At 64.3% G+C, this 22,638-nt stretch carries 14 protein-coding genes and 1 pseudogene; 8 read left to right on the top strand and 7 right to left on the bottom strand.

Annotated elements, in window-relative coordinates; all coding sequences use genetic code 11:
* Positions 1–351 precede the first annotated feature (351 nt).
* Entirely contained in the window at positions 352–1,947 is a 1,596-nt protein-coding gene (locus AC6RV7_RS01590) for a cellulase family glycosylhydrolase (RefSeq protein ID WP_500092141.1), read from the top strand.
* A 281-nt stretch (positions 1,948–2,228) separates the two neighbouring features.
* On the opposite strand, the gene AC6RV7_RS01585 is transcribed toward AC6RV7_RS01590, so the two are convergent.
* From AC6RV7_RS01585 to AC6RV7_RS01555, 7 genes are all read right to left on the bottom strand, one after another.
* On the bottom strand, positions 2,229–5,681 hold the full coding sequence (locus tag AC6RV7_RS01585) for a cellulase family glycosylhydrolase (RefSeq protein ID WP_500092140.1): 3,453 nt from the start codon (positions 5,679–5,681) through the stop codon (positions 2,229–2,231).
* A gap of 173 nt (positions 5,682–5,854) precedes the next feature.
* Complete coding sequence (locus AC6RV7_RS01580) at positions 5,855–8,017, bottom strand: glycoside hydrolase family 97 protein (RefSeq protein ID WP_500092139.1); 2,163 nt, start codon at positions 8,015–8,017, stop codon at positions 5,855–5,857.
* A gap of 77 nt (positions 8,018–8,094) precedes the next feature.
* Positions 8,095–9,789 carry an alpha-L-fucosidase gene (locus tag AC6RV7_RS01575; RefSeq protein ID WP_500092138.1) on the bottom strand — a complete coding sequence of 565 codons (1,695 nt, stop codon included), beginning with the start codon at positions 9,787–9,789 and terminating at the stop codon, positions 8,095–8,097.
* Positions 9,790–10,157: 368 nt separating this feature from the next.
* Positions 10,158–10,835 (bottom strand): response regulator, encoded by a 678-nt coding sequence (locus tag AC6RV7_RS01570; protein ID WP_500092137.1) that lies wholly within the window; start codon positions 10,833–10,835, stop codon positions 10,158–10,160.
* 39 nt (positions 10,836–10,874) lie between these two features.
* Positions 10,875–13,919 carry a sensor histidine kinase gene (locus tag AC6RV7_RS01565; RefSeq protein WP_500092136.1) on the bottom strand — a complete coding sequence of 1,015 codons (3,045 nt, stop codon included), beginning with the start codon at positions 13,917–13,919 and terminating at the stop codon, positions 10,875–10,877.
* 385 nt (positions 13,920–14,304) lie between these two features.
* Positions 14,305–15,087: a sugar phosphate isomerase/epimerase family protein gene (locus AC6RV7_RS01560; RefSeq protein WP_500092135.1), complete on the bottom strand. Its 783-nt coding sequence runs from the start codon at positions 15,085–15,087 to the stop codon at positions 14,305–14,307.
* A 49-nt stretch (positions 15,088–15,136) separates the two neighbouring features.
* Positions 15,137–16,291 carry a Gfo/Idh/MocA family protein gene (locus tag AC6RV7_RS01555; RefSeq protein ID WP_500092134.1) on the bottom strand — a complete coding sequence of 385 codons (1,155 nt, stop codon included), beginning with the start codon at positions 16,289–16,291 and terminating at the stop codon, positions 15,137–15,139.
* Between the two features lie 62 nt (positions 16,292–16,353).
* Between AC6RV7_RS01555 and AC6RV7_RS01550 the strand changes: the two genes are divergently transcribed.
* The 7 genes and pseudogenes from AC6RV7_RS01550 to AC6RV7_RS01520 all read left to right on the top strand — a co-directional run bounded on the left by AC6RV7_RS01550 (position 16,354) and on the right by AC6RV7_RS01520 (position 22,388).
* Positions 16,354–17,172: a helix-turn-helix domain-containing protein gene (locus tag AC6RV7_RS01550; protein ID WP_500092133.1), complete on the top strand. Its 819-nt coding sequence runs from the start codon at positions 16,354–16,356 to the stop codon at positions 17,170–17,172.
* A 135-nt stretch (positions 17,173–17,307) separates the two neighbouring features.
* A pseudogene (locus tag AC6RV7_RS01545) lies at positions 17,308–17,418 on the top strand (hypothetical protein); the annotation flags it as partial.
* A gap of 16 nt (positions 17,419–17,434) precedes the next feature.
* Entirely contained in the window at positions 17,435–17,536 is a 102-nt protein-coding gene (gene tnpB, locus AC6RV7_RS01540; protein WP_500092132.1) for an IS66 family insertion sequence element accessory protein TnpB, read from the top strand.
* A 309-nt stretch (positions 17,537–17,845) separates the two neighbouring features.
* Positions 17,846–20,266 carry an ABC transporter permease gene (locus tag AC6RV7_RS01535; RefSeq protein WP_500092131.1) on the top strand — a complete coding sequence of 807 codons (2,421 nt, stop codon included), beginning with the start codon at positions 17,846–17,848 and terminating at the stop codon, positions 20,264–20,266.
* Positions 20,267–20,523: 257 nt separating this feature from the next.
* Complete coding sequence (locus AC6RV7_RS01530; protein WP_500092130.1) at positions 20,524–20,940, top strand: RrF2 family transcriptional regulator; 417 nt, start codon at positions 20,524–20,526, stop codon at positions 20,938–20,940.
* A gap of 62 nt (positions 20,941–21,002) precedes the next feature.
* Positions 21,003–21,593 (top strand): NADPH-dependent F420 reductase, encoded by a 591-nt coding sequence (locus AC6RV7_RS01525; protein WP_500092129.1) that lies wholly within the window; start codon positions 21,003–21,005, stop codon positions 21,591–21,593.
* A gap of 30 nt (positions 21,594–21,623) precedes the next feature.
* Positions 21,624–22,388, top strand: coding sequence for an SDR family NAD(P)-dependent oxidoreductase (locus tag AC6RV7_RS01520; RefSeq protein WP_500092128.1), 765 nt, complete (start codon positions 21,624–21,626; stop codon positions 22,386–22,388).
* Positions 22,389–22,638: the final 250 nt, after the last annotated feature.

The raw sequence follows: 22,638 nt of genomic DNA, 5'->3' as shown, positions 1-22,638 counted from the left end.
GCGGCCGGGGCCGGAGGAACGCTCCGGCTCGGGCCGCCCGCTTATGTAATTACGCTTTTCGGGTCCCTAAAAGGATGGGGTTCACGAAGGGGTGGGGCGCCGGAGTTTCATGCTGGCGCCTCATTTCCCCTCGGGCCGGACCTGGTTTCGGGACGCGAGACGATGCGGTCGACTGACGCGCACGGTCGTTCTGTCATGATACAGTTCCGGTTCGTTCACCGGCGCGGGGCGCAGATGAGAGGGCGGGCGACGCGCGAGTCGTAGCAAGCGCCCCAAATATAAATCCATTCGGAGCGCGCCAACAACGCGTCCATCGCTGCTGCGTGCGCCCGCCGCGCCGACCCTTTCCCCATGAGAGTATCCAAAACCTCCCGACATCCCCTCCGCGGCGCCGTCCGGGCGCTCGCGTTTCTCCTCCTCCTCCTGCCGGCTGTCGCGTGCGCGCAGCTGCCGACGCCGACCTATGGCTGGAATCTCGGCAACACCCTTGAGCCGCCCAGCGGCGAAGGCACCTGGGGCCCGGCGGCCACCCAGCAATTGATCGATGCGGTCGCCGACGCGGGCTTCAACACGATCCGCCTCCCGGTCGCGTGGGACAGCCACGCCAATCCGCCCAGCTATCAGATCGATCCCGCGTGGATGGCACGCGTCAAACAGGTGGTCGACTGGTGCTACGCGCGGAATCTCTACGTCATCGTCAACTGCCACTGGGACGGCGGCTGGCTGGATAGCAGCCTCGCGAGCGGCTATAACGCGACGGTCAACGCGAAGATGAATTCGTATTGGACCCAGATCGCTACCGCCTTCAGAAGCTACGACCATCGTCTGATCTTCGCCGGAGCGAACGAACCGCCCGTGGAGAATGCCGGCGAGATGTCGACGCTGATGACTTATTATCAGACGTTCGTGAACGCGGTGCGTGCCACCGGCGGGAACAACAGCACGCGTTGGCTCGTGATTCAGGGGCCGAGCACCAACATCGACAAAACCTACGAGCTGATGACGACCTTGCCGTCGGATTCTGCCTCCGGCCGGCTCATGATCGAAGTCCATCACTATCCCTACCAGTGGAGCCTCATGACCAACGACGAGACGTGGGGAAAAATGTTCTACTTCTGGGGGCAGGGCTATCATTCGCCGACGATCACCGATCGAAACTCCACGTGGGGCGAAGAGGCCTACACGGACGAGCAGTTCCAGAAAATGTATGCCAGGTTCACGAGCCGGGGCATTCCGGTGATCGTCGGTGAATTTGGCGCGGTCAAACGCACGGGCTACTCCGGTCTCACGGGCACGGAGTTGAACCGGCATCTCGCGTCCAGGACGTATTACAGCAAAACGATCGTGGACAAGGCGAACGCTCTCGGCCTGAAGCCGATCTATTGGGACGCCGGCGGCACGGGGAGCAACACGATGTGGCTGTTCGACCGCACCACGGCCGCCGTGATCGATCAGGATAATCTACGTGCTCTGACCGGCGGTGCCGCGCTCCCGTCTCCGGGCGGCGGCGGGATCATTCCGAATGGCGTCTACAAGCTCGTCGCGCGTCACAGCGGGAAGGTCCTCGACGTGGACGATCTGCAGACCGCGAACGGCAGCAACGTGCAGCAGTGGGGCTATTGGGGCGGCGAAAACGAGAAGTGGGTCGTCACGCACCTCGGCAACAATCAATACAGCATCATCGGCGCGCAGAGCGGCAAGGCGCTCGACGTGTCCGGCTGGGGCACCAGCAACGGGACGAACGTCCACCTCTGGACTTACGGCGCCGCGGCCAATCAGAAGTGGACGGTCAGCGCCACGAGCGGCGGCTACTACCGTTTGACTCCGACGCATGCGACGAGCATGTGCCTGGACGTGAGCGGTGTGTCCACGGCCGACGGCGCGAACATCCAGATCTGGACTTACGGCGGCGGCAGTAATCAGCAATGGGCGTTCCAGGCGCCATGAGAATCTGGATACGCCTTTGATCGAACCCAGGCGCACCGCACCGGCGGTGCGCCTTTTTTTTTGGGGTGATGCAGGCATTGTCCGCGATCGAATCATTCGATTCTGGAGGCGGTCCGGGAGTGCGGGCGCGGCCGCGACACGGCGGCCCGCTGACCTGGGCGCAAAAAGAGGATCGCGTTGCCACCGTCCAGCTGCGGCCCAGCCAAACAAAAACCCACCCGGCGCGGGCACCGGGTGGGTCGAGTTGCAACGACCGGACCTTACGAGAACGAAACGCCCGACTATAACGTTGGCGCTTCGATGAGGCCGCCGCCGTTGATCGTCAGACGATCGGCGCTGATCCGGCCGTGGAGCGTGCCGCTTACCGTCACCGCGCCGTTCGGCGCCGCTACGATCGCGTGCACCATCGCGCCGCCGTTCAGCGTGAGGCCTCCATCGGCGATCTCGAGCTCGAGCCATTCCGGATGGTCGACCGAACCGATCGTGCCGTTGATCGAGGTGCCGCGGGCGAGTTTCAGCTTCACTGGCCCAACGATTTGCAGCGAGGCCTGGCCGTTGAGCGTGAGCGCCTGTAACTCGTAGACCGACGGCTGCGTCGCGCCCGTCGCGCCGAGGACGAGGCGGCTGTTGCCGTTGACGGTGAGGTGGCCATAAACGCCGGCCGGCACCGCGACGACGCCCGCGTTGCCGTTGAGCGTGAGGTTGCGGATCGTGGCGAAGTCGCCGGCGGTGTCGGTCGGCCGGGTGAGTGCCACGTCGCGCACGCCGGCGGGCGCCGCCGGAGCGGTGACGACCGGCATCGCGATGGGATCGACCCTCCGCACGACATAGCGTGCCACGGCGCCGCCGTTGAGCGTGACGGTGTAGTTCGTCGGCGTGGTCGCGCCCGCGGCGTCGACGAGGCCGGCGAAGAGCGGGTGGCCGTTGAGCTTCACCGTGGGCGTGCCGGGCACGAGCAGGTCGCTGGAGATCGAACCGCTGCCGTTGATGGCGAACGACTCGCCGCTGAGGACCTGGATGGAGCCGTCGAGATCTCCGTTGAGCGTCGGTGCGTGGCGGACGAGCGCGGTGCTCGTGATCACAAACCTGCCATCGACCGAACCGGTGTAATTGGGATCGTTGGACGTGATGACGACGCGATACGTGCCGGGGAGCGTCGGAGCCGTGGTGCTGCCGTTGTAGGTGATCGTGACGGGAACGCCGGCGGGGCTGGTCGTGCCTGACACGCTTAGCGGCGCGCCGTCATACGCGGCGTAAACCGCGGCGCCGAACGGCGTGTTGGCGGCGGGAAACGTGATCGCGACGGGGGCCGGATCGATCTTGATGGCGAGCGTCTGGGTGCCGTCGCCGGACGCGTTCGTTGCCGTGATCGTCGCCACATATGAACCCGCCGCCGTCGGCGTGCCGGAAATCACGCCGGTGGTCGGGTTGACGCTGAGCCCGGGCGGGAGGTCCGCGGCGCTGAACGACGTCGGCGCGTTGATCGCTTGGATCGTGTAGGCGAATGACAAGTCAAACCGGCCGGTGGCGTTCGTCGCGCTCGTGATCACGGGCGCGGCGCCACCGGTCACGAAGACGATATCCGACGGGTAGGCGGTGGTCAGGTGGATGTCGTCGATGTAGAAACGAGGCGCCGGGTTGCCGGAGCCGTTGGCGATCGTGATCGTGGTGATGTTCGGATTCTCCGCGACACCGATGGCGTCGAGCGGCACCTCGATCTTCGTCCACGTGTTGGCCGCCAGAGGACCGACCGTGACCGACGGGTGGCTGAAGTTCCAGTTCTCCGAGGCGCTGACGACGAGGCTCTGACCACCGACCGGACCGCCGTTCGCCCAGAAGATCAGCGTGCGGTAGTCGGAGCGATCGACGGCGCCACCGCCGAGGAACAACGCCGCCCACGGACCCGCGTCGACGGCGATGGACGTCGGAGCCGAATGCGGGAGTTCGGTGCTCGCGTCGTTGGTCGCGGCCCAGCTCCAGTTACCCCAGCCGTGGCTGAAGCCGTTCTCATACATCACGAGTTCCTGCGGATCGGCGATGATGTCGCCGCCGGGCTCGAACGTGAGGCGGTAGCTCGCCTTCCGTCCGCTCCAGAAATGGAACGTGAGTTCGACCGGTTCGTTCGTGGTCGCGGTAGTGAACTCCTTTTTGAGCGTGATCGTGTTGTTCGCGTAGTCCGGCTGGTAGGAGTCGCCGAATTGCTTGAACGCCGTCCACTCGGCCTGTCCGGGGTAAGGGTAGTTGGGGGCGGCCACGTAGCTGGCCTGCATCGTGGCGAGGACGTCGCCGTTGAACGCGGTGGGAATCACGATGCCGCCGGCCTTGGTGCCAGCCGCGGCGCCGAGCGCCGGCGCGGCGTGGTGGCGCACGTGCAGCCGCCAGGGCATGCCCGCGCTGAAGTTCGCCGTGAACACCGTTTTTTCGCCGTAGTTGCCGGACGCATACGCAGCGAGCGCGCCGGCTTTCACGGTCAGGACATCGCCAATCAGCGTGTAGTCGACGCCGGGCGTGAGCGGCGTGGCGCCGTCGGTGAGCGAGACGAAGGTGTTGCCGTTCAGGTTGAGCGGGATGACGACATCCTTGGGCGTGCCGTCCGGCACGAAGACGAGATCGGTCGCGGCGGTGGACGAGCGGGTCGTCACACTTTGCAGATAGTATCCGACCAGTTCGGGATCTTTCCACTGGTAGCTCGTGCGGTCGAAAAGCTGGCCCGCGTCCCACACCTGCCAGGTGATGCCCGTGGACTGGAGGCTGGCCGTGATGAGTTCGAAGAACTTCAGCACTTCGCCGCGTTCGGTGGCCGGGTTGTTCGGATCGTAACTGAGCAAGCCGAGCTCGCCGACGACGACCGGAATGCCGTTTGCGACGAACGTGTTGTAGGTGTTGTTGACGGTGGCGTTGATGTCAGCGATCACCGCGTCGTCGACGGTGGTCACGCCGGCGACGTTCACGCTGAACGGCCAGAAGCCGTAGAAATGCACCGTCGCGATCAGGTTCGGATCGTCGAGGGCGTCCATCGTGGCTTTGAGCGAATCGAGCCATTGCTGGCCCGAGTTCGTGTTGAACGAGGGCAACACGAGCGGACGGGTGGCGTTGCCGCCGCCGGTATTGCGCACGATGTGGAAGAAGGACGTGTTCAGCTCGCGGAGCAGCGACATCTTCGTCGCGTCGTCGGCGTTGGGAAAATCGGGCTCGTTGATGCTCTCGAACATCAGCTCGCGCGGGTAATCGCGGAAGCGGGGTGCGATCTGCGACCAGAGGGCATTGAACTTGGCGAGCACCGCGTCGTGCTGGGTCGGCATGTCGCGCACCCAGCCGGAGTCGTGATGCAGGTTGAGCATCACGTAGAGGCCGGCCTCCAGCGACCAGTCGACGACCTGCTGCACGCGATCCAGCCATGCGGGATCGATCGTGTAACTTGGAGCGGGGCCGACCCGGTTGCCGGTGTCCCACGTCACGGGGATGCGGATGCTCTTAAACCCCTGCGCCTTGATCTGCTGGATGAGCTCCGGCGTGGTGAGCGGATTGCCCCAGGCGGTTTCGTTTGGCGTGGCGTCGAGGGTGTTGCCGAGATTCCAGCCGGGCTGCATCGCCTCGACGTAGGCTTGCATCGCGGTCTTGGCGGACGCCGGGACCGCGAACGAAAGGACGGAACAGAACAGCAGGCTGGTGAGCAGCGAGAGAGCGCGCGCGGCCAAGGCGCGTCGCGAGACGGATGACGGAGGATGCAGCATGGGACGGATGAGCGCGACGAAGGCGCCCGAGTTGGGGTCCAGGGGTTGAGGGAACGGCGGTCGCTGGGGGCGCAGCCGCGCTCAGTCTACCAGCATCCTCGCGGCGGCGCCTGTCACGAAAACGTGTTACAGGCTTTTCCCGTGGGTGGCGGGATCCAGCCGTGCGAGACGACTTATCGGGCGGGCGACAACACCGCGGCATAGCCGCCGGCGGGTGCGAGCGCGAGTTCTAGCGTGCCCGTCGCGGTGACCGGCGTCGTGGTTTCTGCGAGCGCTTCGGGGCGGGTGCCGGATTCCGGCGTGTCGGCGAACGCGCGCAGCTGCCACGAACCGTCGCCGAGGAAATTCAGCGGCACGCGCAGTGCGAGCGGCGCGTCGCCATTCATCGCGGCGAGATACCAGCGCGAACCGGACCGGCGCGCGAGGACGACATGGTGTGCGACTTCGGCCGAGAGGACGACCGTTTCGTCCCACACGGTGGGCAAGCCGCGGAAGAATTCGACGCCTGGCTGGCCGCGATAGTTCGTCGGACTATCGCAGAGCACGGTCAGCGGGCTGAGGTAGACGACGGTTTCGGCGAGCTGCCGCGCACGCGTGCCCATGACCTGCGCCGGCGCGGTGATCTTGAACTCGGCGGCGGTGCGATTGAGGAAGCCGCCGGGCGTAAAATCCATCGCGCCCAGCAGGCCGCGCGTGAAGGGCAGCGTGATGGTGTGCCGCGTGTCGCATTGGTTGCCGCCGAGTTTGTTGTATTCGTTGCCCAGCACGCCCTCCTGGGTGAGGAGATTGGGGTAGGTGCGCGCGAGCCCGGTCGGTTTGTAGACGCCGTGGAGATCGACCATCAGGCGGTGCCGCGCGGCGCATTCGAGCAGTTCCACGATCCATTGCACCGTCTCCTGCGAATCGCTGTTGAAGAAATCCACCTTGATGCCGACCACGCCGAACTTCGCGAGATGTTCGAGCGCACGCTCGAGGCCGAAGGTTTTGATATCGAGCGAATGCGCCCAGATCCAGAGGCCGACGCCGCGCTCGCGCGCATAGGCGACGAGGCCAGGCACGTCGATGTGCGGCAGCGGCCGCGTGAAGTCGCCCGACGGCTGGTTGGGCGGCGAGTGCAGGCCCTTGTCCCAGAGCGTCATGTGGTCATACCAAAACCAGTCCATGAGCTGATAGCGGAAACCCATCTCCGCGGCGAAATCGATGAACTCCCGGTGCGAACGGGTATCGCCGCGCGAATACACGCCGGTGTTCTCCGGTTGCGAAGGGTTCACGCCGGTCCACCACGCGTCCCACGCCGAGACGCCGGGCTTGATCCACGAGGTGTCGGCGAGCCGCGAGGGCGTGGCGAGGGTGGCGACGAGATCGTTGGTCAGCAGCTCGGCGGCGTGGCGCGCGAGCATCACGATGCGCCACGGGCTGACGCGGCGATCGCGTCCGACGACCAGACCACGTCCGTCGTGGCGCGGCGCGAGCGTGACTTTCGCGCCGGGGCGTGCGCCGCCGTCGGCGCGCGGGTTCAGCGCCGAGACGAACATGCCGGCCCAGTCGAGCAGATCGGACTCGGCGACCGCAGCGTAGCCGTTCGGCAACTGCACGAGCAGCGGCAACACGTGGGGCTGGGAAGGGTCGGCGTTGAGCTGGCTCAGACGCTTCTCCGGATACTGATTTTCCGCGCAGCCTGAAGGATTGCCCGCCCAGCATTTCAGATCGGAGGGGAAAACGAATTCGGTGAGCTCGTCCGTGACGACATAGTCGAGGAGACCGGGCTGGGGTGGAATCTCGTAGCGCAGCGCAACCCCGTTGTCGTAGGCGCGAACGACCAGGTTGATTCGCCGCGGAACGTTGGCGGTTTCCGTGAGCTCGAGTTTCAGCTCGCGATAGCGGTCGGGCTCGATGCAGCGTTGGCCGAAGTCGTTTTGCCAGGTGCCGTCATGCTCGCGGCGGGCCGCGGCGGTGATCCTCGTGCTGCGGCCGGAGGAGAAACCGCCGGCAAATTCCAGGCCGAGCTGCGAATCCACCAGCACCGGCTGCCCATCGAGCGTGACGCGGTAACGCAGGCCGTCGGAATCGCTCACGGTCACAACGACGCGGTTGTCGGGCGACGTGAGCGATTCTTCGGCGGCGTGGGCGCGTAGCCCGGCGAGGATTACCAGACCGAAAGCGAGAACACGGAAACGCTTGGCCGACGCCGCAGCGCGGGAATCGTCGACGGTCGAAAGCCTGATACGTCGAGAAGCAGCGCAGAGCGTCTGCCAGAGGCGGGCGGCCGGTGACTCCTTTGCGAGCGGCGGCAGGTCGCTCGGACCAGGTCGGCATTCGGATGGTTTCGTGTCCATTTTTGTTTCAGTTCCGTTTCGAGTGTCGGCCTTCCCAGTATTCATGTCCATGGTGGTTCACCTCGCGGGTCAGGTGGTCAGCGGCGCGTTTCCACCGGCTTGATCTCGAACACGACGGCGATGTCGTTTGGCACGTGGCGTGGTGCGGAGATCGTCAGTTTGTCGGCGGAGTGCGACCACGTGAGCTGCTCGTCGCTGCCGAGCAGCCTGACGCTGCCGATGGCGCCCTCGTAAAGCTTGGCCGCGGTGCCGAGCGACTTGATCGCGAGGGTGGAGGTGGGCGCGCCCATGACGAACGCGTAGAGCGTTGCGCCCTTGGTCGTGAAGCGCACGTCCTCAGCCGTGAAGGGCTTCACCTTGTCTTCGTTGAAATTACCGCCGTTCGACGGCTCCGTCGCGGCCATCTGCGGGCCCTCGCCCAACACCTTCCAGGGACGCGTGCCATGGATCGCTTCCTGGTTGATCTGCATCCATGCCGCGATGCCTTCGACGACCGCGATTTCGTCCTCATCCGGCATGCCGTCGCCGCGGAGAGGCACGCTGAGGAGCAGGTTGCCGTTCTTGCTGACCACGTCGATAAGCGTGTGCACGACGGTTTGCGCGGACTTGTAGGCGTGGTGCTCGAAGATGCCGCGGTCGTAGTGCCAGCTGCCGATGCAGGTGTCGGTCTGCCAGGGGAACGGTTCGATCACGTGACTGCGTCCGCGCTCGATATCGAGGGCCATGCACTGCTTTTGGTCGGGCTCGAGGCCTTTGCCGAAGAGCACGCCGTCGTCGCCGCGCCACTGACGATTGCGGTTGTAGAAATGCGCGGCGATCTTCAGGCCTGCGTCGCTGGCGGGCCAGAGCGGCAGCGCCGTGTCGTCGAAGTAGACGAGGTCGGGCTGATAGCGATCGATCAGGTCGATGGTGCGGTTGTAGAATTTTTCGCAATACGCCTGGTCGGGCGGCGTCACGCCATGGTCCCAGTCCCAGCGCGCGTGGATCGTTTTCGGATCGTCGAAGTGGGGGCTCGGCGTGTGGCGTTGTTCATACAGGTCCTGCGGATCGAGCCCTTCCCACCACGTGCCCTGGCCGTCGGCTTTCGTGAGTTTGCCGTCGTAGGGCACCCCGGCGAACGGGCCTTTCTGGTCGGCGCCCTGCGCGGGCTCATACCAGCTCCACGCGTGGGCGGCGTGGACGCTGACGCCGAACTTCAGGCCATTCGCGCGCGCCGCTTTCGCCCAGCCGGCGACGAGGTCCTTCTTAGGGCCGACGCGAACCGAGTTCCACGGCTGATATTTCGAGTCCCAGAGGTCGAGATTGTCGTGGTGATTTGCGAGGGCGAAAAAATACCGGGCGCCGGCGCGCTGGTAGAGCGCGACGAGTTTCTCGGGATCCCATTTCTCCGCCTTCCACTGGTGGATGACGTCCTTGAAACCCGCTTGCGAGGGATGGCCGTATTTCTCGCGGTGAAAGGCCGTGACGTTATTGCCCCAGGCCGGGCCGTCCTCGAAATACAGATGACGCGCATACCAGTCGCCGCGTTCGGGCTGGCACTGCGGACCCCAATGCGCCCAGATGCCGAACTTCGCGTCCCGAAACCACGCGGGCACCTCGTAGTGGCGGAGCGAGGACCACGTCGGATCGAACGGCCCCGACGCGACCGGCTCGGCGGCAGTGTCGACGATGATCGTGGGTGTCGCGTCGCTGGAGATCGCGTGCGCGAGCGATGCGGCGGCGAGGAATGCGGCAAGGCATGAGGAACGGAGGACGGGGTGACGGGGTTTCATGAGAGATGCGAAAACACGGGAGGACGCACGAGGGTGGAGCGGTTCAGTGGCGCTCGACGGGAGCGGCGCGGCCGTTGACGATCGCCTGAAGTGGGGCCGTGGGGTGTGGGCGTTGCAACGGAGTGAGCGGGTCGAATTCCACGATGGGGACCTGGCCAAAGAAGTCCCGGTCGCTTATCGCGGGGGCGCCAAAGCGCGCCCTGCATTCGGGCAGCTTGCTTTATTGCGCTCCTCGCAATCGCGGTGCGGAGTAAATTCTTCGGGTAGGTCTCAATGAATGCGGGACCGCCGCGCGCTCCGTCAAGCGGCGCGCCATAGCACAAACATGGGACAAGCGCCCGTCCCGTTCGCCGCCGGGCGCGAGCGGCTCAACGATTCAGGCTCGTGTAACGCGCGACCGCCTGCGCCCGCGAGTGGACGTGGAGCTTCTCGTAGATGCGGCGGATATAGGTGTTCACCGTCTCGAGCCCGATGCCGAGCGCGTCGGCGATCTCCTTGTAAAGATAACCCTGCGCGAGCAGCGCGAGCACTTCGTTTTCCCGTTTCGAGAGTTCGTTCGCCGGCTTCAGCGCGGACTTCGGCTGCTGAAGCGACTGCACGACCTTCCGGGCGATGTTGCCGCTCATGGGCGAGCCGCCGGCATGGACCTCGCGCAACGCGGCGATCAGGTCCTCGCGCGACGTGGTTTTGACCAGATAGCCGGTGGCGCCCGAGGACAGAGCGTCGAAGATGTGGTTGGAATCCTCATACACCGTCAGCATGACGAACTGGGTCTGCGGCGTGACGGGCTTGAGCTGGCGCACGCACTCGATGCCGCTGAGGCCGGGGAGGTTGATGTCCACGAGCGCGACGTCCGGCTTCGCCCGGGCGAGGTGGGGCAACGCGCTTTCGACATCGGGAAACACTCCGGCGCAGACGAAGCCCTCGGCCTCCTCGAGCCATCGCGTGAGGATGGTGCGCACGGAGGGGTCGTCCTCGACCACCATCGCGGTGATCGCGGCGGACGGAGCTGCAGAGACATTCGAACTCTCGGTTTTCGCGGACATAAAAGTGAGGAGGGCGCGACGGTAGCGGCTTCGGCGGGTTCAGGGGACGGGCGGCGCGGAGGCCGGAGGCGCGGCGTCGTGAGCCACCTGGACGACGAAGGAGACGTTGGTCCCGGCGCCGTCCTCGCTCGCGATCTCGCACCGGCCGCCGATCCGCGCGAGCCGCGATTGCATGTTGGCGAGCCCGTGCCCCGAGGTGAGCCGGTCGGTTTCGGTCGACGCGCGGCCGGGCGCCAGGCCCGCGCCGTTGTCTTTCACCGAAATGGTGAACGACTCCGCGTCCACCCGCAGCGAAATGCGCACCTCGCTCGCGCCGGCGTGCTTCGCGGCATTGTTGAGCGCCTCCTTGAACGCGAGAAACAGATTGTGGCGCGCCTCCGCGGTGAGTGGCCAGGACGGCACCTCGACCGGGAGATCGAGCCGGCAGCGCAGGCCGGCGGGCGCGAGGAAGCTCTGCGCGAAACGGCCCATGTAGTCGACCAGGCTGTCGAGCGTGTCGTGACGCGGGTCCACGGCCCAGACGATTTCGTCGAGCGAACGCGTGACTTCGCGCGCGGTGCTGTAGATGCGCGAGAGCATGTCGGCGGCGCGTTCCGGCGCGGAGAGCTCGCCGCGCGCAGGCTGGCTGAGCATCGCGATGCGCGAGAGGCTCGCGCCTACATCGTCGTGGATGTCCTGCGCGATGCGCGCGCGCTCGCGTTCGAGCTCGTGCCGTCGCTCCATCGCCTCGATCTGGCGCTGCATGCGGCGGCGCGTGATCGCGCGGGCGAGCCACCCGACGATGCCCGCTGCGGCGAGGATGCACAGGACGATGAACCAACTGGTCTGCCAGAAAAAGGGCGCGACGGTGAATGCCAGCGTCGCCCCTTCGAGGTTCCACACGCCGTCGTTGTTGCAGGCCATGACGCGAAAGCGATAGGTGCCCGCGGGGAGGCGGCTGTAAAACGCGGTGCGCTTTGATCCGGCGTCGATCCAGTGGCGATCGATGCCGTCGAGGCGGTATTTGAACAACACCTTCGTCGGCGCGACGAAGCTCAGCCCGCTGAAACGAAACTCGAGGCGCTCGTGATCGGGCCGCAGGCGGCTCGTCACCTGCGCGGCCGCCACCGGCTCGCGGCGGCCGTCCGTCCACAGCGAATCGATCACAACCGGCGGCGGAAGGGGATTTGCCTCGATGCGGGCGGGATCGGCGCTGATGACGCCCTTGCCGCTCGCGAACCAGAGCTTTCCGTCAGGCGTCTTGGTCGCGACGGATTGGAATCCGTTGGTGAATTCGATGATCGGCAGGCCGTCGTTGCGGTCGTAAACTTGGCTCGGGAACGTCGCGCTGGCGCCGTCGGCGCAGCGGTGAAGCTCGGTTTTGGCGATCCGCTGGAGTCCGTGATGCGTGCTGAGCCAAAGATAGCCCCGACCGTCGTCGAGGATCGCGCAGAGGGCGTTGTCGGCCAGCCCGTGCTGGCGATTGAGGTTCGCGAACCGGCCGTCCTTGAAGCGGCTCAGACCCTGATCCGCGGTGCCCACCCAGAGCGTGCCCTCGTTGTCGATGCATAGACTGGAAATGGCGTCGCTGGCCAGGCCGTCGCGCCGGCCAAACCGCGTCGTGCGACCATCGGCGATGCGCACCAACCCGCCCTGGGTGAACCCGCACCAGAGGACGCCCGCGGGGTCGCGCGCGATCGCGCACACCTCCGCCGCGGCGGATCCGTGAGGCTCGGCCAGCCAGGTGGAGTGCCCGTCCTTCCAGCGCCGCAGGCCATCGCGGTTGCCGACGAGCCACTCGCCTCCGGGGAGGGGCAGGAGCGAGTAAACGGGGTTCGCGTTCTCCTCGATTCCCGGCGGACGGACGAACCGATCGTGCTCGAGCCGATACGGGCCACCCCACCAGAAATCGCTCGCCCACACCTCGCCGCCCGGGGCGGCGGCGACTGCGGGGATGTAATAGTTGGCCAGTCCTTTTTCCGGGCCGTAACGCTCCCATTCTCCCGCGGCGTAGTGATACAGGTTGGCGCCATCGGTGCCGATCCACAGCGATCCGTCCGCTGCGCCCGCGACCGAAAGGACGCTGCAACCGTGCGCTTCCTCCGGCAGGCTCAGGACGGAAAAGGCGGAGGCGTGGATCGAGACGAGTCCCGCACTGCCGGCGCCGGCCCAGAGATTGCCCTCGCGATCCTCGTAGAGAAAACGGACCCAGTTTTGCGGCAGGCCGTTGCCGAGATCGAAATGCACGGGATGGCGGCCATCGGGATAGAGGAGATACAGTCCCGTCGTGATGTTGCCGACGGCCAGGGTGCCGTCGCGCAACTCCAGGGCGCACCCGACGAGCCCCTGCGACCATGGATATGGGCCGCGATCTTCGGTCCAGCGATCGTGGTGCCATTTGCGCACGCGACCGTCGCAGAAAATCCACACGCCGCCGTCGGCTGACGTGGCGACGCATTCGACATAGTTGGCGAGTCGCGGCGGCGGGAACACGGCGACGGACAAGCGTCCGTTTGCCAGCTGCGCCGCCTGGCCGTTTTGAGAAAGCCAGACGTTTCCGCTCCGGGATGAAAAGCTCATGACCTCCGGACGCCTGCTCGGGGAGACCAGCGTCGGGAGTCGTGTGTTGCCTTCCACGGCATCGATCGAGCCCGCCTCGTGCATCGCCCAGAGCCGGCCGTCCTCGTCGTCGCCCAGCCCGATGATCTTGTCGTTCAAGCTGCCGGGCGGAAGCGAGAATGACTCGAAGCGTCCGTCGTGAAAACGCGAGACCATCCCTGATTCGTGTCCGACCCACAACTGGCCGCGGGCGTCTTCGAACAGCCGCGTGATGCGCCGGTCCGGCAGGCTCGGCGTGTTGCCGGAATCGAACACCTCGAACCGTTCGCCGTCGAAGCGGGCGAGACCGCCGTTGGTGCCGAACCACAGGTAGCCGTCACGGGTTTGCACGGCGGAGGTCACCATGTTTTGCGGCAGCCCGTCGTCCGTTTGCCAGACCCGCACCGCATAGCCGTCGGCGAGAGACGCGGCACCCAGGACCTTCCCGCCCAGCGAGGAAAGAAGGATCAGCAGGCTGACAAAAATCGAACGGGAATAGGATGGCATGGGGCCCGGACGGTGAACCGCTACCGAGGCTGGCAAATACGGTTGCGGGCGAAACGCTAGATTCGTCGCCGGACGCAGCAAGGATGGAGAGGGTGAGCGAAATGGGTTTTGCGCCACGGTCGGGCGAACGAGACGATCGCCGCCGCGCGGGCGGGGCGCCCGGCGACAACCTGCAGAATAGCGGCAGACGCCCGGGATCGCATGTCACCAATTCCTGTGACACGAACCGGAGCGCGGCCGGCTGAATCGAGGCGCAGCGGCGCAGCTTCGGCTCACATCGGGGGACGGATGAAGCGAATCAGCGATCGTGACGGAACAGCCGCTGGTGCGAGTGGCGACGCGGAGGAAAAGGCCGCGGTTGGGCGGCACGTTCATTTGAACGGACTCAAGCGCGAGCGACGCGGGCTTGAAGAAATCTAAAACTCTCAGCGACGCTCTCGAAAGGATCCCGGCCGTAAGTCATGTCCTGCTCGATGATGAACGATTGGCAGCCTCCTGCGGTGGCGGCCGCGAGAATGGGATCGAAATCGAGGTTGCCGGCGCCCAGTTCGGCGAACTGCACTTCGCCGTCGGCCGTGACGCGGAAATCTTTGAGATGAATCAGCGGGAGACGTTTTTGTGCGGCGAGTTTTTCCGTCCATTGCAGCGGGCTGCCGCCGCCGGCCTGAATCCAATAGGTGTCGGGCTCGCCGGCGAGGGACGTCTCGGCGAAGATTCGGTCCAGAAGCAATCGCCCGCCGAGCTTGGTGAATTCTTGATTATGGTTGTGGTAGCACAATGTGATGCCGGCGGCGCGAAGCACGACGGCGGCCTGGTCCAACTGCCGAAGCCATCGCGAAACACCAGCTTCGTCGCCGAGATCGACGGCGCCGGCGGGAGAGGGATAGGCGGTGAAAGAAACGCCGAGCCGCGCGAGCCGCTCGACCGAACGTTGCGGTTCCGCGAGCAGTTGCACGGCCGGTTCATGAGTCGCGGTGATCTTGATTCCTGAATCCGCACAAATGCTGACGAAGTCGGCATCGGGGATGAGGCCGGGAGCCACGCCGCTGAGTTGCACGGATTGGAATCCGATTGCCGACAGCCGTTTGATCGAGGCGATGAAGTCTTCGCGGGTGGTCAGGAAATCGCGAAGACTATAGAGATTAACCGAAATTTGCTCGAGTCGCATGAGGAATGAAAACGGAAGGGTGCGCGCCCAAGAATCAGCTTCGCGTGACCTACGCGGATTTCGCCTTCGTGACGGCTTCGTTGGAAGGAGCGGTTGGCTGGAAGCGCGAACCCGCGATCTTTTCAGCGAGCCAGCGAGCGTAATCGTCGCCTTGCAGCGGCAGCGTGAGCGTCTTGTCCTGCGCCGACGAGAGTAGCATGGCGTTGGCGAGCTCGACCGAGTGAATTCCCTCGGCCGCCGGAGCGATGAGCGCTTCGGAGCGCAGACATGCGCCCGCAAAGTTCTTCATGATTCCCACGTGCTGCTCGCCGCGACTGGAAACAGGGATGTCGATCTCCCACACTTCGGGTCGGGAGAAGCTCTCCTTGGCGGTCCGAAGGTGCTCGCCCGTGGAGATCTCGTTGCGGGAGAAATGCAGCTTCCCGCCCTCGGCCACGAGCTTCCCGCGCTCGCCGGCGATTTCGAGCCGGTTGGTGCCGGGCGCTTCACCCGTGGTGGTGATGAAGACGGCGGTGGCGCCGCTGGCGTGTTCGAAGTAGGCGGTGACGGAATCCTCGACCTCGATATCGTGAAAACGACCGTATTGGCAGAATGCGCGCACGCGCACCGGAAGTCCGAAGAGCCATTGGTAGAGATCGAGCTGGTGCGGACATTGATTGATCAAGACACCACCGCCTTCGCCTGCCCAAGAGGCCCGCCAACCGCCCGAGTTGTAATACGCCTGAGTGCGATACCAATCCGTGATGGTCCACGCGATCCGCTGAATTTTTCCCAACTCGCCGGTGTCCAGCAGTTGCTTGATCTTGATATACAAAGGATCCGTTCGCTGGTTGAACATCGCCGCGAACACCTGGCCCGGCTTGGTGTGAGCGGCGACGAGTTGTTCCGCATCGGCCTTCTGCACGGCGATCGGTTTTTCGACCAGAACATGCAGGCCGGCCTCCAGGGCGCTGACCCCAAAGGGAACGTGGCTGAAATGAGGAGTCGCAATGAGGACAGCCTGAATGCCGGAAGAGAGGAGCGATGGATAAGAGGTGAAGACGGCGACGCCGCGCGCCTTCCACGGAGCGAGCCGGGACTCGTCGGCGTCGCACACACCCGTGAGTTCCAAGCCGGGGACCTCGCCGGCGAGGATGCGGCGGGCGTGATCCGAGCCCATGTTGCCCATGCCGACGATGCCGATCTTGAGTTTGAGGGAGTCCATGATTCCGCCACGAAAGTAGCAAATTGGGGTGACTCGGAGAATGGACGGCGGAAGAATTTTGCATGGACGCAGCGCTCATGGCGAAGGAGGTGCTCAACCTGCCCGAAATCCGGCTGGTTCATCGCCCGGCGGTATGGACGAATCTGAATCCCTGGCACTGGGAGGCGGAGATCGGCGACTACTACAATCTCTGGATCGGTCTCGCCGGCGAAGGCAGCCTGGACCTGGACGGAGTATCTCACCAAATCGCTCCTGGTCGGGCGTTCCTGTTTGCACCGCGAAGCCGGGTAAAAGCGCGGCAGGTGGGCGACGGCACGATGGTGAACTTTGCCGCTCATTTCGTTTTTGCCAAAGGGCGACCGCCGGCGCGACGTGCCTTCCACGGTATTGAGGTCCCGCGCGACGCGGATCTGGATCTTCGCCTTCGCGAAATCGCGGCGCGGGCGCGGTGGAACGATCCGCTTGCAGCGCGAGAAGTGCAGGCAATGGTTTTTCTTGTGCTGGCCCAGCTCTGGCGGCTTCACCATCAGCGGCAGCGCCCCAAAGCGCCGCGGCTGGAAGCGTTGCTCGAGGCGATTGACGCCGAGCCGCACCGCTTTGGCCGGGTGGAACAGATGGTCACTTTCATGAACGCTTCGCCCGCACACCTTCGCCGAATGTTCGTGGAGAGGGTGGGGTGCAGCCCGCGCGATTATCTCGTGGCGCGAAAAATCGAGCGGGCGCAGATGCTTCTGCAAACGAGCAGGCTGAACGTCGCCGAGATCGCCGACGCTCTGGGCTACGACGACGCCTTCTATTTTTCGCGGCAGTTCAAACGCATCTGCAAACTGAGTCCCCAGCACTGGCGGCGGCGCGCGCCGACGGCGAAAGTCTTCGGCTGATCGAGCGGGGGCCTTCTGCGCAGGCTGAAAGGATTTTCAGGGGATCTTCAGAATCGGTTAAGCCTGACTTGGACGCCTTTGTGAATTCGTTAACGGTGATGGCTAGCCCTCGTGCGGACGTTGCGCGCCTGAGCGATGTTCGCGTTTGCCGCCGCGATCCGGATCTACGTGGCCGTGCAACCCGTGGACATGCGGAAATCCTTCAACGGACTGTGGAGCGACGTGAGCGAGCAATCGCACGAGGATCCGAAAATGCGGTGCGTTGTTCGCGTTCATCAACAAGGAGCGCACGCGGCCGAAGCTCGTGTATTGGGACGGTATCGGCGTGTGGGTGCGGGTGAAGCGGCTCGAAAGTGAATCCTGAATCTGAATTGCCCGCGACGGGCGACGGACGCGAACGAAGCAGGGCGCGACGGAGACGTCGCAGCTCCAGGCCCCCCAGACCTCAGATACGAGACGCCAGATCCGAGCTCCCGTCTCGATTTTGGGACTTCGGGGTTCCGGGAACGGACGCGGCTGGAGCCCGGCGGCTAGGTGACAAAGATTTCCTCACTGGTGCGGGTGCGCGGCAGCGGTCGGTGGCATCAAAGTTGCGAAGGGGATGGCTCCCTCTTGCCGAAGGAGCGGATCCTTCACCCACTTCGGTTCCGCCACCTGCCCACGCCACTTCCACATGTTCTCCGATCTCTGTCTCGCCTTTCGGTCGTTTCGAAAATCGCCCCGCTTTGTGGCGGTCGCCGTCCTCACTCTGGCGCTGGGCATTGGAGCGAACACCGCGTTTTTCAGCGCGCTCTACGGCGTCGCGCTGAAACCGCTCCCGTTTCCGCAACCGCACCAGCTCGTCGAAGTCCAGAATGTCGGCGAACGACTCGGCGCCAACCTCGGCCGGGTGTCGCGCTACGAGTTGGCGGAATACCGGGCACGGCAACGCAGTTTCGACGGCATCGGGTCGCATTCGATCGGACGCGTCACCTTGGGCAGCGATGATGGCGCGGAGCGCGTGATGTGCGCGGTGGTGACGGCGAACCTTTTCCCACTGCTCGGCGTGCAGCCGGCGCTGGGACGCGGCTTCGAAGAGATCGAAGAGACCTCCGGGCGTGGCAGAGTGCTGGTGATCAGTCACGCGTTTTGGCAGGCGCAGTTCGGCGGCGCGGCCGATGTGCTGGGGCGCACGGTGCGGGTCGACGGGAAGTCACACACGGTCGTAGGCGTGATGCCGGCGGGGTTCGTGTTCGAGGATTCGGCGATCGCTTTCTGGCAACCGGCGGATCTGTCGAGCAAGGGCGCGGCGGATCGGCTCGAGCATTATCTGCCGACTACGGCGCGGATCAAAGCGGGCGTGACGCTCGCGCAGGCGCAGGCGGACCTGGACCGGATTGCGCGCGAATTGCGGGCGACCTCGCCCGACGTCTTCCCCGCGGCGCCCGATTGGTCGCTGCGCGTCGTGCCGCTCAAGGAAACGCAGTTCGGAAAATTTCGGGCTCCGCTCGGCGCGTTGCTTGCGGCGGCGAGCGCGGTGCTGCTGATCGCGACGGTCAACGTTGCCATCATGAGCCTGCTCCGCTCGGCGGTGCGGCGGAGAGAGATGGCGATCCGGTTGTCACTGGGCGCGGGACGCTGGCACGTCGTGCGTCAGCTGCTGGCCGAAAGCCTGCTGCTCTGCGTCGCGGGCGGGCTCGGTGGCCTGGCGCTCTCGGTCGGGGCGATTCATCTGCTGAAGGCGTTTCCGCCCGCGGAAATTCCGCGGCTGGAGGACGTGGCGCTGAACGTGCCGACGGCCGCGTTCATGGTGGGCGTCCTCGGGCTCGTGACGATCGTGGTGGGGCTCGCGCCGGCGTTGCCGGTGTTATCGGCGCAAGTGGTGGGCGGCCTCCACGCCACGGCGCGCGTGACCGAGGGTCGTGCGGCGACGCGGGCGCGCGAAGCATTGCTCGTGGTGGAAATCGCGCTCGCGGTCCTTCTGCTGATCGGGGGCGGACTCGCGTTGCGCAGCCTGCAGAATCTGTTGCGCGACGATGTAGGTTTTCGCGCGCCGCAACTTTTCACGTTCAAGACCAACCTGACGAGCGACGCGTACCCGGACATGGCCCGCGCGAATGCGTTTTATGAGCGACTTGGGTCCAGGCTTGAGGCGTTGCCTGGCGTGACGGCCGTCGCGGGGGTGTCGTACCTGCCCTTGAGCGGGGAGTCACAATACCGGGCGGTGGCGCCGCTAACACCGACCGTTCCCATCGCGGCGGATGCACCGGCGTCGTCCCCGTGGCGCGTGGTGCGCGGGCCGTATTTCGCGACCCTCGGGACACGGCTGCTGCACGGCCGGGATTTCGGGCCGGAGGACACGGCGAAGTCGCTGCCGGTCGCGATCGTCGACGATGTGTTCGCCGAGCGCTACTGGGGCAGTCCCGCGAACGCGGTCGGGCAGGCCGTGAAGTTTAGCAACGGGAGCGATGCGCACGTGCGCACGATCGTGGGGGTGATTCATCGCATGAAGCACTGGGGCCCCGGCCGGCTGCCGCAGCCGGAGGCGTACGTGCCGCACGCGCAATACTACCAGCGCGGCATGTACACGGTCGTGAAGACGACGTTGCCGGCGGCGACGCTCGCCCGGGCGGCGCGCGCACAGCTGGCGGCGGTCGACGCGACGGTGCCGATGTACTTCGCGGATACGATGGAGCACCGGGTAGGCTCGGCGCTCGCGTTGCCACGATTCATGGCGAGCCTGGTCAGCGCGTTTTCGGTGCTGGCGGTGATTCTCGCCGCGGTGGGCGTCTTCGGTGTAACGGGTTACGCGACAGCGCAACGCACGCGGGAATTTGGCATTCGTTTCGCGATCGGGGCGTCACGGGCGCACGTGATCCGCCTCGTCCTCGGTCGAGTCGGCGTGCTGGCGTTGATCGGCACGGCGCTCGGTGGCTGGGCCGCGTTGGAGTTAGGAGGGCTGGTGCGGAGCCAGTTGTACGGCGTGGACGGAGTAGATCCGGTGGCGCTGTTGGGCGCGGTGGCCTTGCTCACGGTCGGCGTGTTCGCGGCGACGCTGGTTCCAGTGTTGCAGGCGCTGCGGGTGAACCCGGCGGAGGCGTTGCGGGCGGAGTGACGGCGACCCGATATAGAGCTGACCAGGGCGAAGCCGAAGGAAATAGACGACAGAGAGCTCGTCCATTTGATCTCCAATCAGTCGCCTCGCCTGTTCGCAGCGGTGGTGAAAAAAGATTCTTCCGGACGGACTGCACGTCGAGGGCGAGAATCAGCAATATGCGGAAGTCGTAGTGTCTTCGGCGAAGGATGCTCGCCTCTTCATTCTTTTTCTTGCATTCGCTACGGATACTTCCAAAGTATCCGACTGTGGCTTCCGTGAACACGCAATTTTCAATCGCCGTCCACGTGTTGGCGGCACTTGCGCATTACGAGAGCAATTTCACGTCAGAAGTGCTGGCAGGCAGCGTGAACGCGAACCCGGTTTTCGTTAAGAGAATTCTGGTCAAACTCTCCAAGGCCAAGCTGGTCAAAACCACGGTGGGCAAATCCGGGGGCTACGATCTGGCTAGAAGTCCGAAAACGATCTCCCTCTTTGACATCTACTCTGCGGTCAGCGCCCCAAGCGTTTTTGCCATCCACGCCTACGCCAAAAGCAAGGGGTGTGTGGTGAGTGGCAACATCAAGGAAGTAATGGGCGAGGTTCTGCTCGGCACACAGAACTCTGTCGAAAGTGATCTGAAGCGGACCACTCTCGCGGATGTGGTTTCAAAAATCAGGAAGAGGGCCAGCTAGTTTTTTTGCCCCTAACGGATACTTTGATAGTAACTATAACAATGAATGAAGGGGGAAAGCATATGAAAATTGGATTTATTGGAGCAGGAAATGTGGCGCAGACCTACGCCAAACACTTTGTCCGGCATGGGCACGAGGTGGTTCTCAGTAACAGCAAGGGGCCGGACTCGCTGACCGAGGTTGTTCGCAGTATCGGCCCGAAGGCCAAAGCGGGCACCGTGAAAGAAGCGGCAAACCAAGACATCGTAATTTTGGCGGTGCGCTGGGAACAGGCAGAGCAAGCCCTTGCCGAGGTTTCTGACTGGACCGGGCGTATCCTCGTCGATGCGACGAATCGCCCTCTAGACGAGGACTCCAAGGGCAAGATTGGGAGCGAGATTATTGCGAGTTATGCTCCTGGAGCCCGTTTGGTCAAAGGGCTCAATACACTCGTGGTGAATTGGATTCAGGACTATTCGGAGCAGAAGCCTAAATTAGTTCTGTTCCTTTCGGGTGACGATCCCGACGCCAAACAGAAACTAGCCCGTGCGCTGGCGGAAAGCGGCTTTGTCCCAGTGGACCTTGGCGGGCTCATCGATGGCGGAAAACTCCAGGAAATGGGCGCCGCGCTGAGCGGGCTCCATTTGGACCTGATCAAGCGACTGGAATTTTGAATCGTTATAAAAACTAAATACGGAAAACACATGAATAACAAAAACGGGCAAAAATTGGCGGGAAAAATTGCGGTGATCACAGGCGGAAACAGTGGGATTGGCTTGGCCACCGCTAAGCGTTTCGTGGACGAAGGCGCCTACGTCGTGATCACTGGCCGACGAGAGAAAGAGCTGAAAGAGGCTGCAGCCCTGATCGGGAGAAACGTCACGATCGTCGTGGGCGATGTGACGCGTTTAGAAGATCTGGACCGGCTTTTTGCCATCGTGAAAGAAAAGCACGGCCACATCGACGTGCTCTTCGCAAATGCCGGCTGGGGTGAAGTCGCGCCGCTTGAGACCGCGACCGAAGCTCATTTCGACAAGACCTTCGATTTGAATGTTAAGGGAACGTTCTTCACGGCGCAGAAAGCCCTTCCCCTTCTCAAAGATGGCGGCTCGATCATTCTGAACTCTTCGGTCTCGAACGTGATGGGACTGCCATCGTTTACCGTCTATGCCGCGAGTAAGGCAGCTGCGCGCAGCTTCGCGCGTGGCTGGACGGTGGAGCTGAAAGACCGGAAGATTCGCGTGAATACGGTAAGCCCTGGACCAATCGATACTCCGGCCCTCGAAAAAACGGGACTTACTCCTGAACAGGTCAAGCAGGTGGCCGCTCAGTGGGCCTCAGAGATTCCGCTCGGGCGCAGAGGCAATCCCGAGGAAATTGCTGCCGCCGTCGTGTTCCTCGCCTCCGCTGAAAGTTCATATATCACCGGCGTGGATCTCGCCGTCGATGGAGGCATGGCGCAGGTCTAACTCGAAGAGGTTCCGTCACCCGACGGAGCCTCTCCTTTTTCCACGAGGAGAACGCGAAAACCGATCCCTTCGTCCAAGCACGGAGCCGCACCGCCTGCGCCGGTCAGTTCAGTGAACAGGCCCTACGGGATAAGGCCCGTGGGGCTTTTTTGTGAGGTCAAGGGACAAAGTTGGTCCAAAGTGGGGTAGGATATGGCAATTCGGGTGGCATCCGCAACTGGCGCTATCGGCCTATTTTCTGGCGGTGGCA

It is taken from the genome of Opitutus sp. sgz309028 (genome assembly GCF_059821195.1).
Note: the sequence above shows the minus strand (reverse complement) of the source record. Positions and strands in the feature narration are given on the sequence as shown.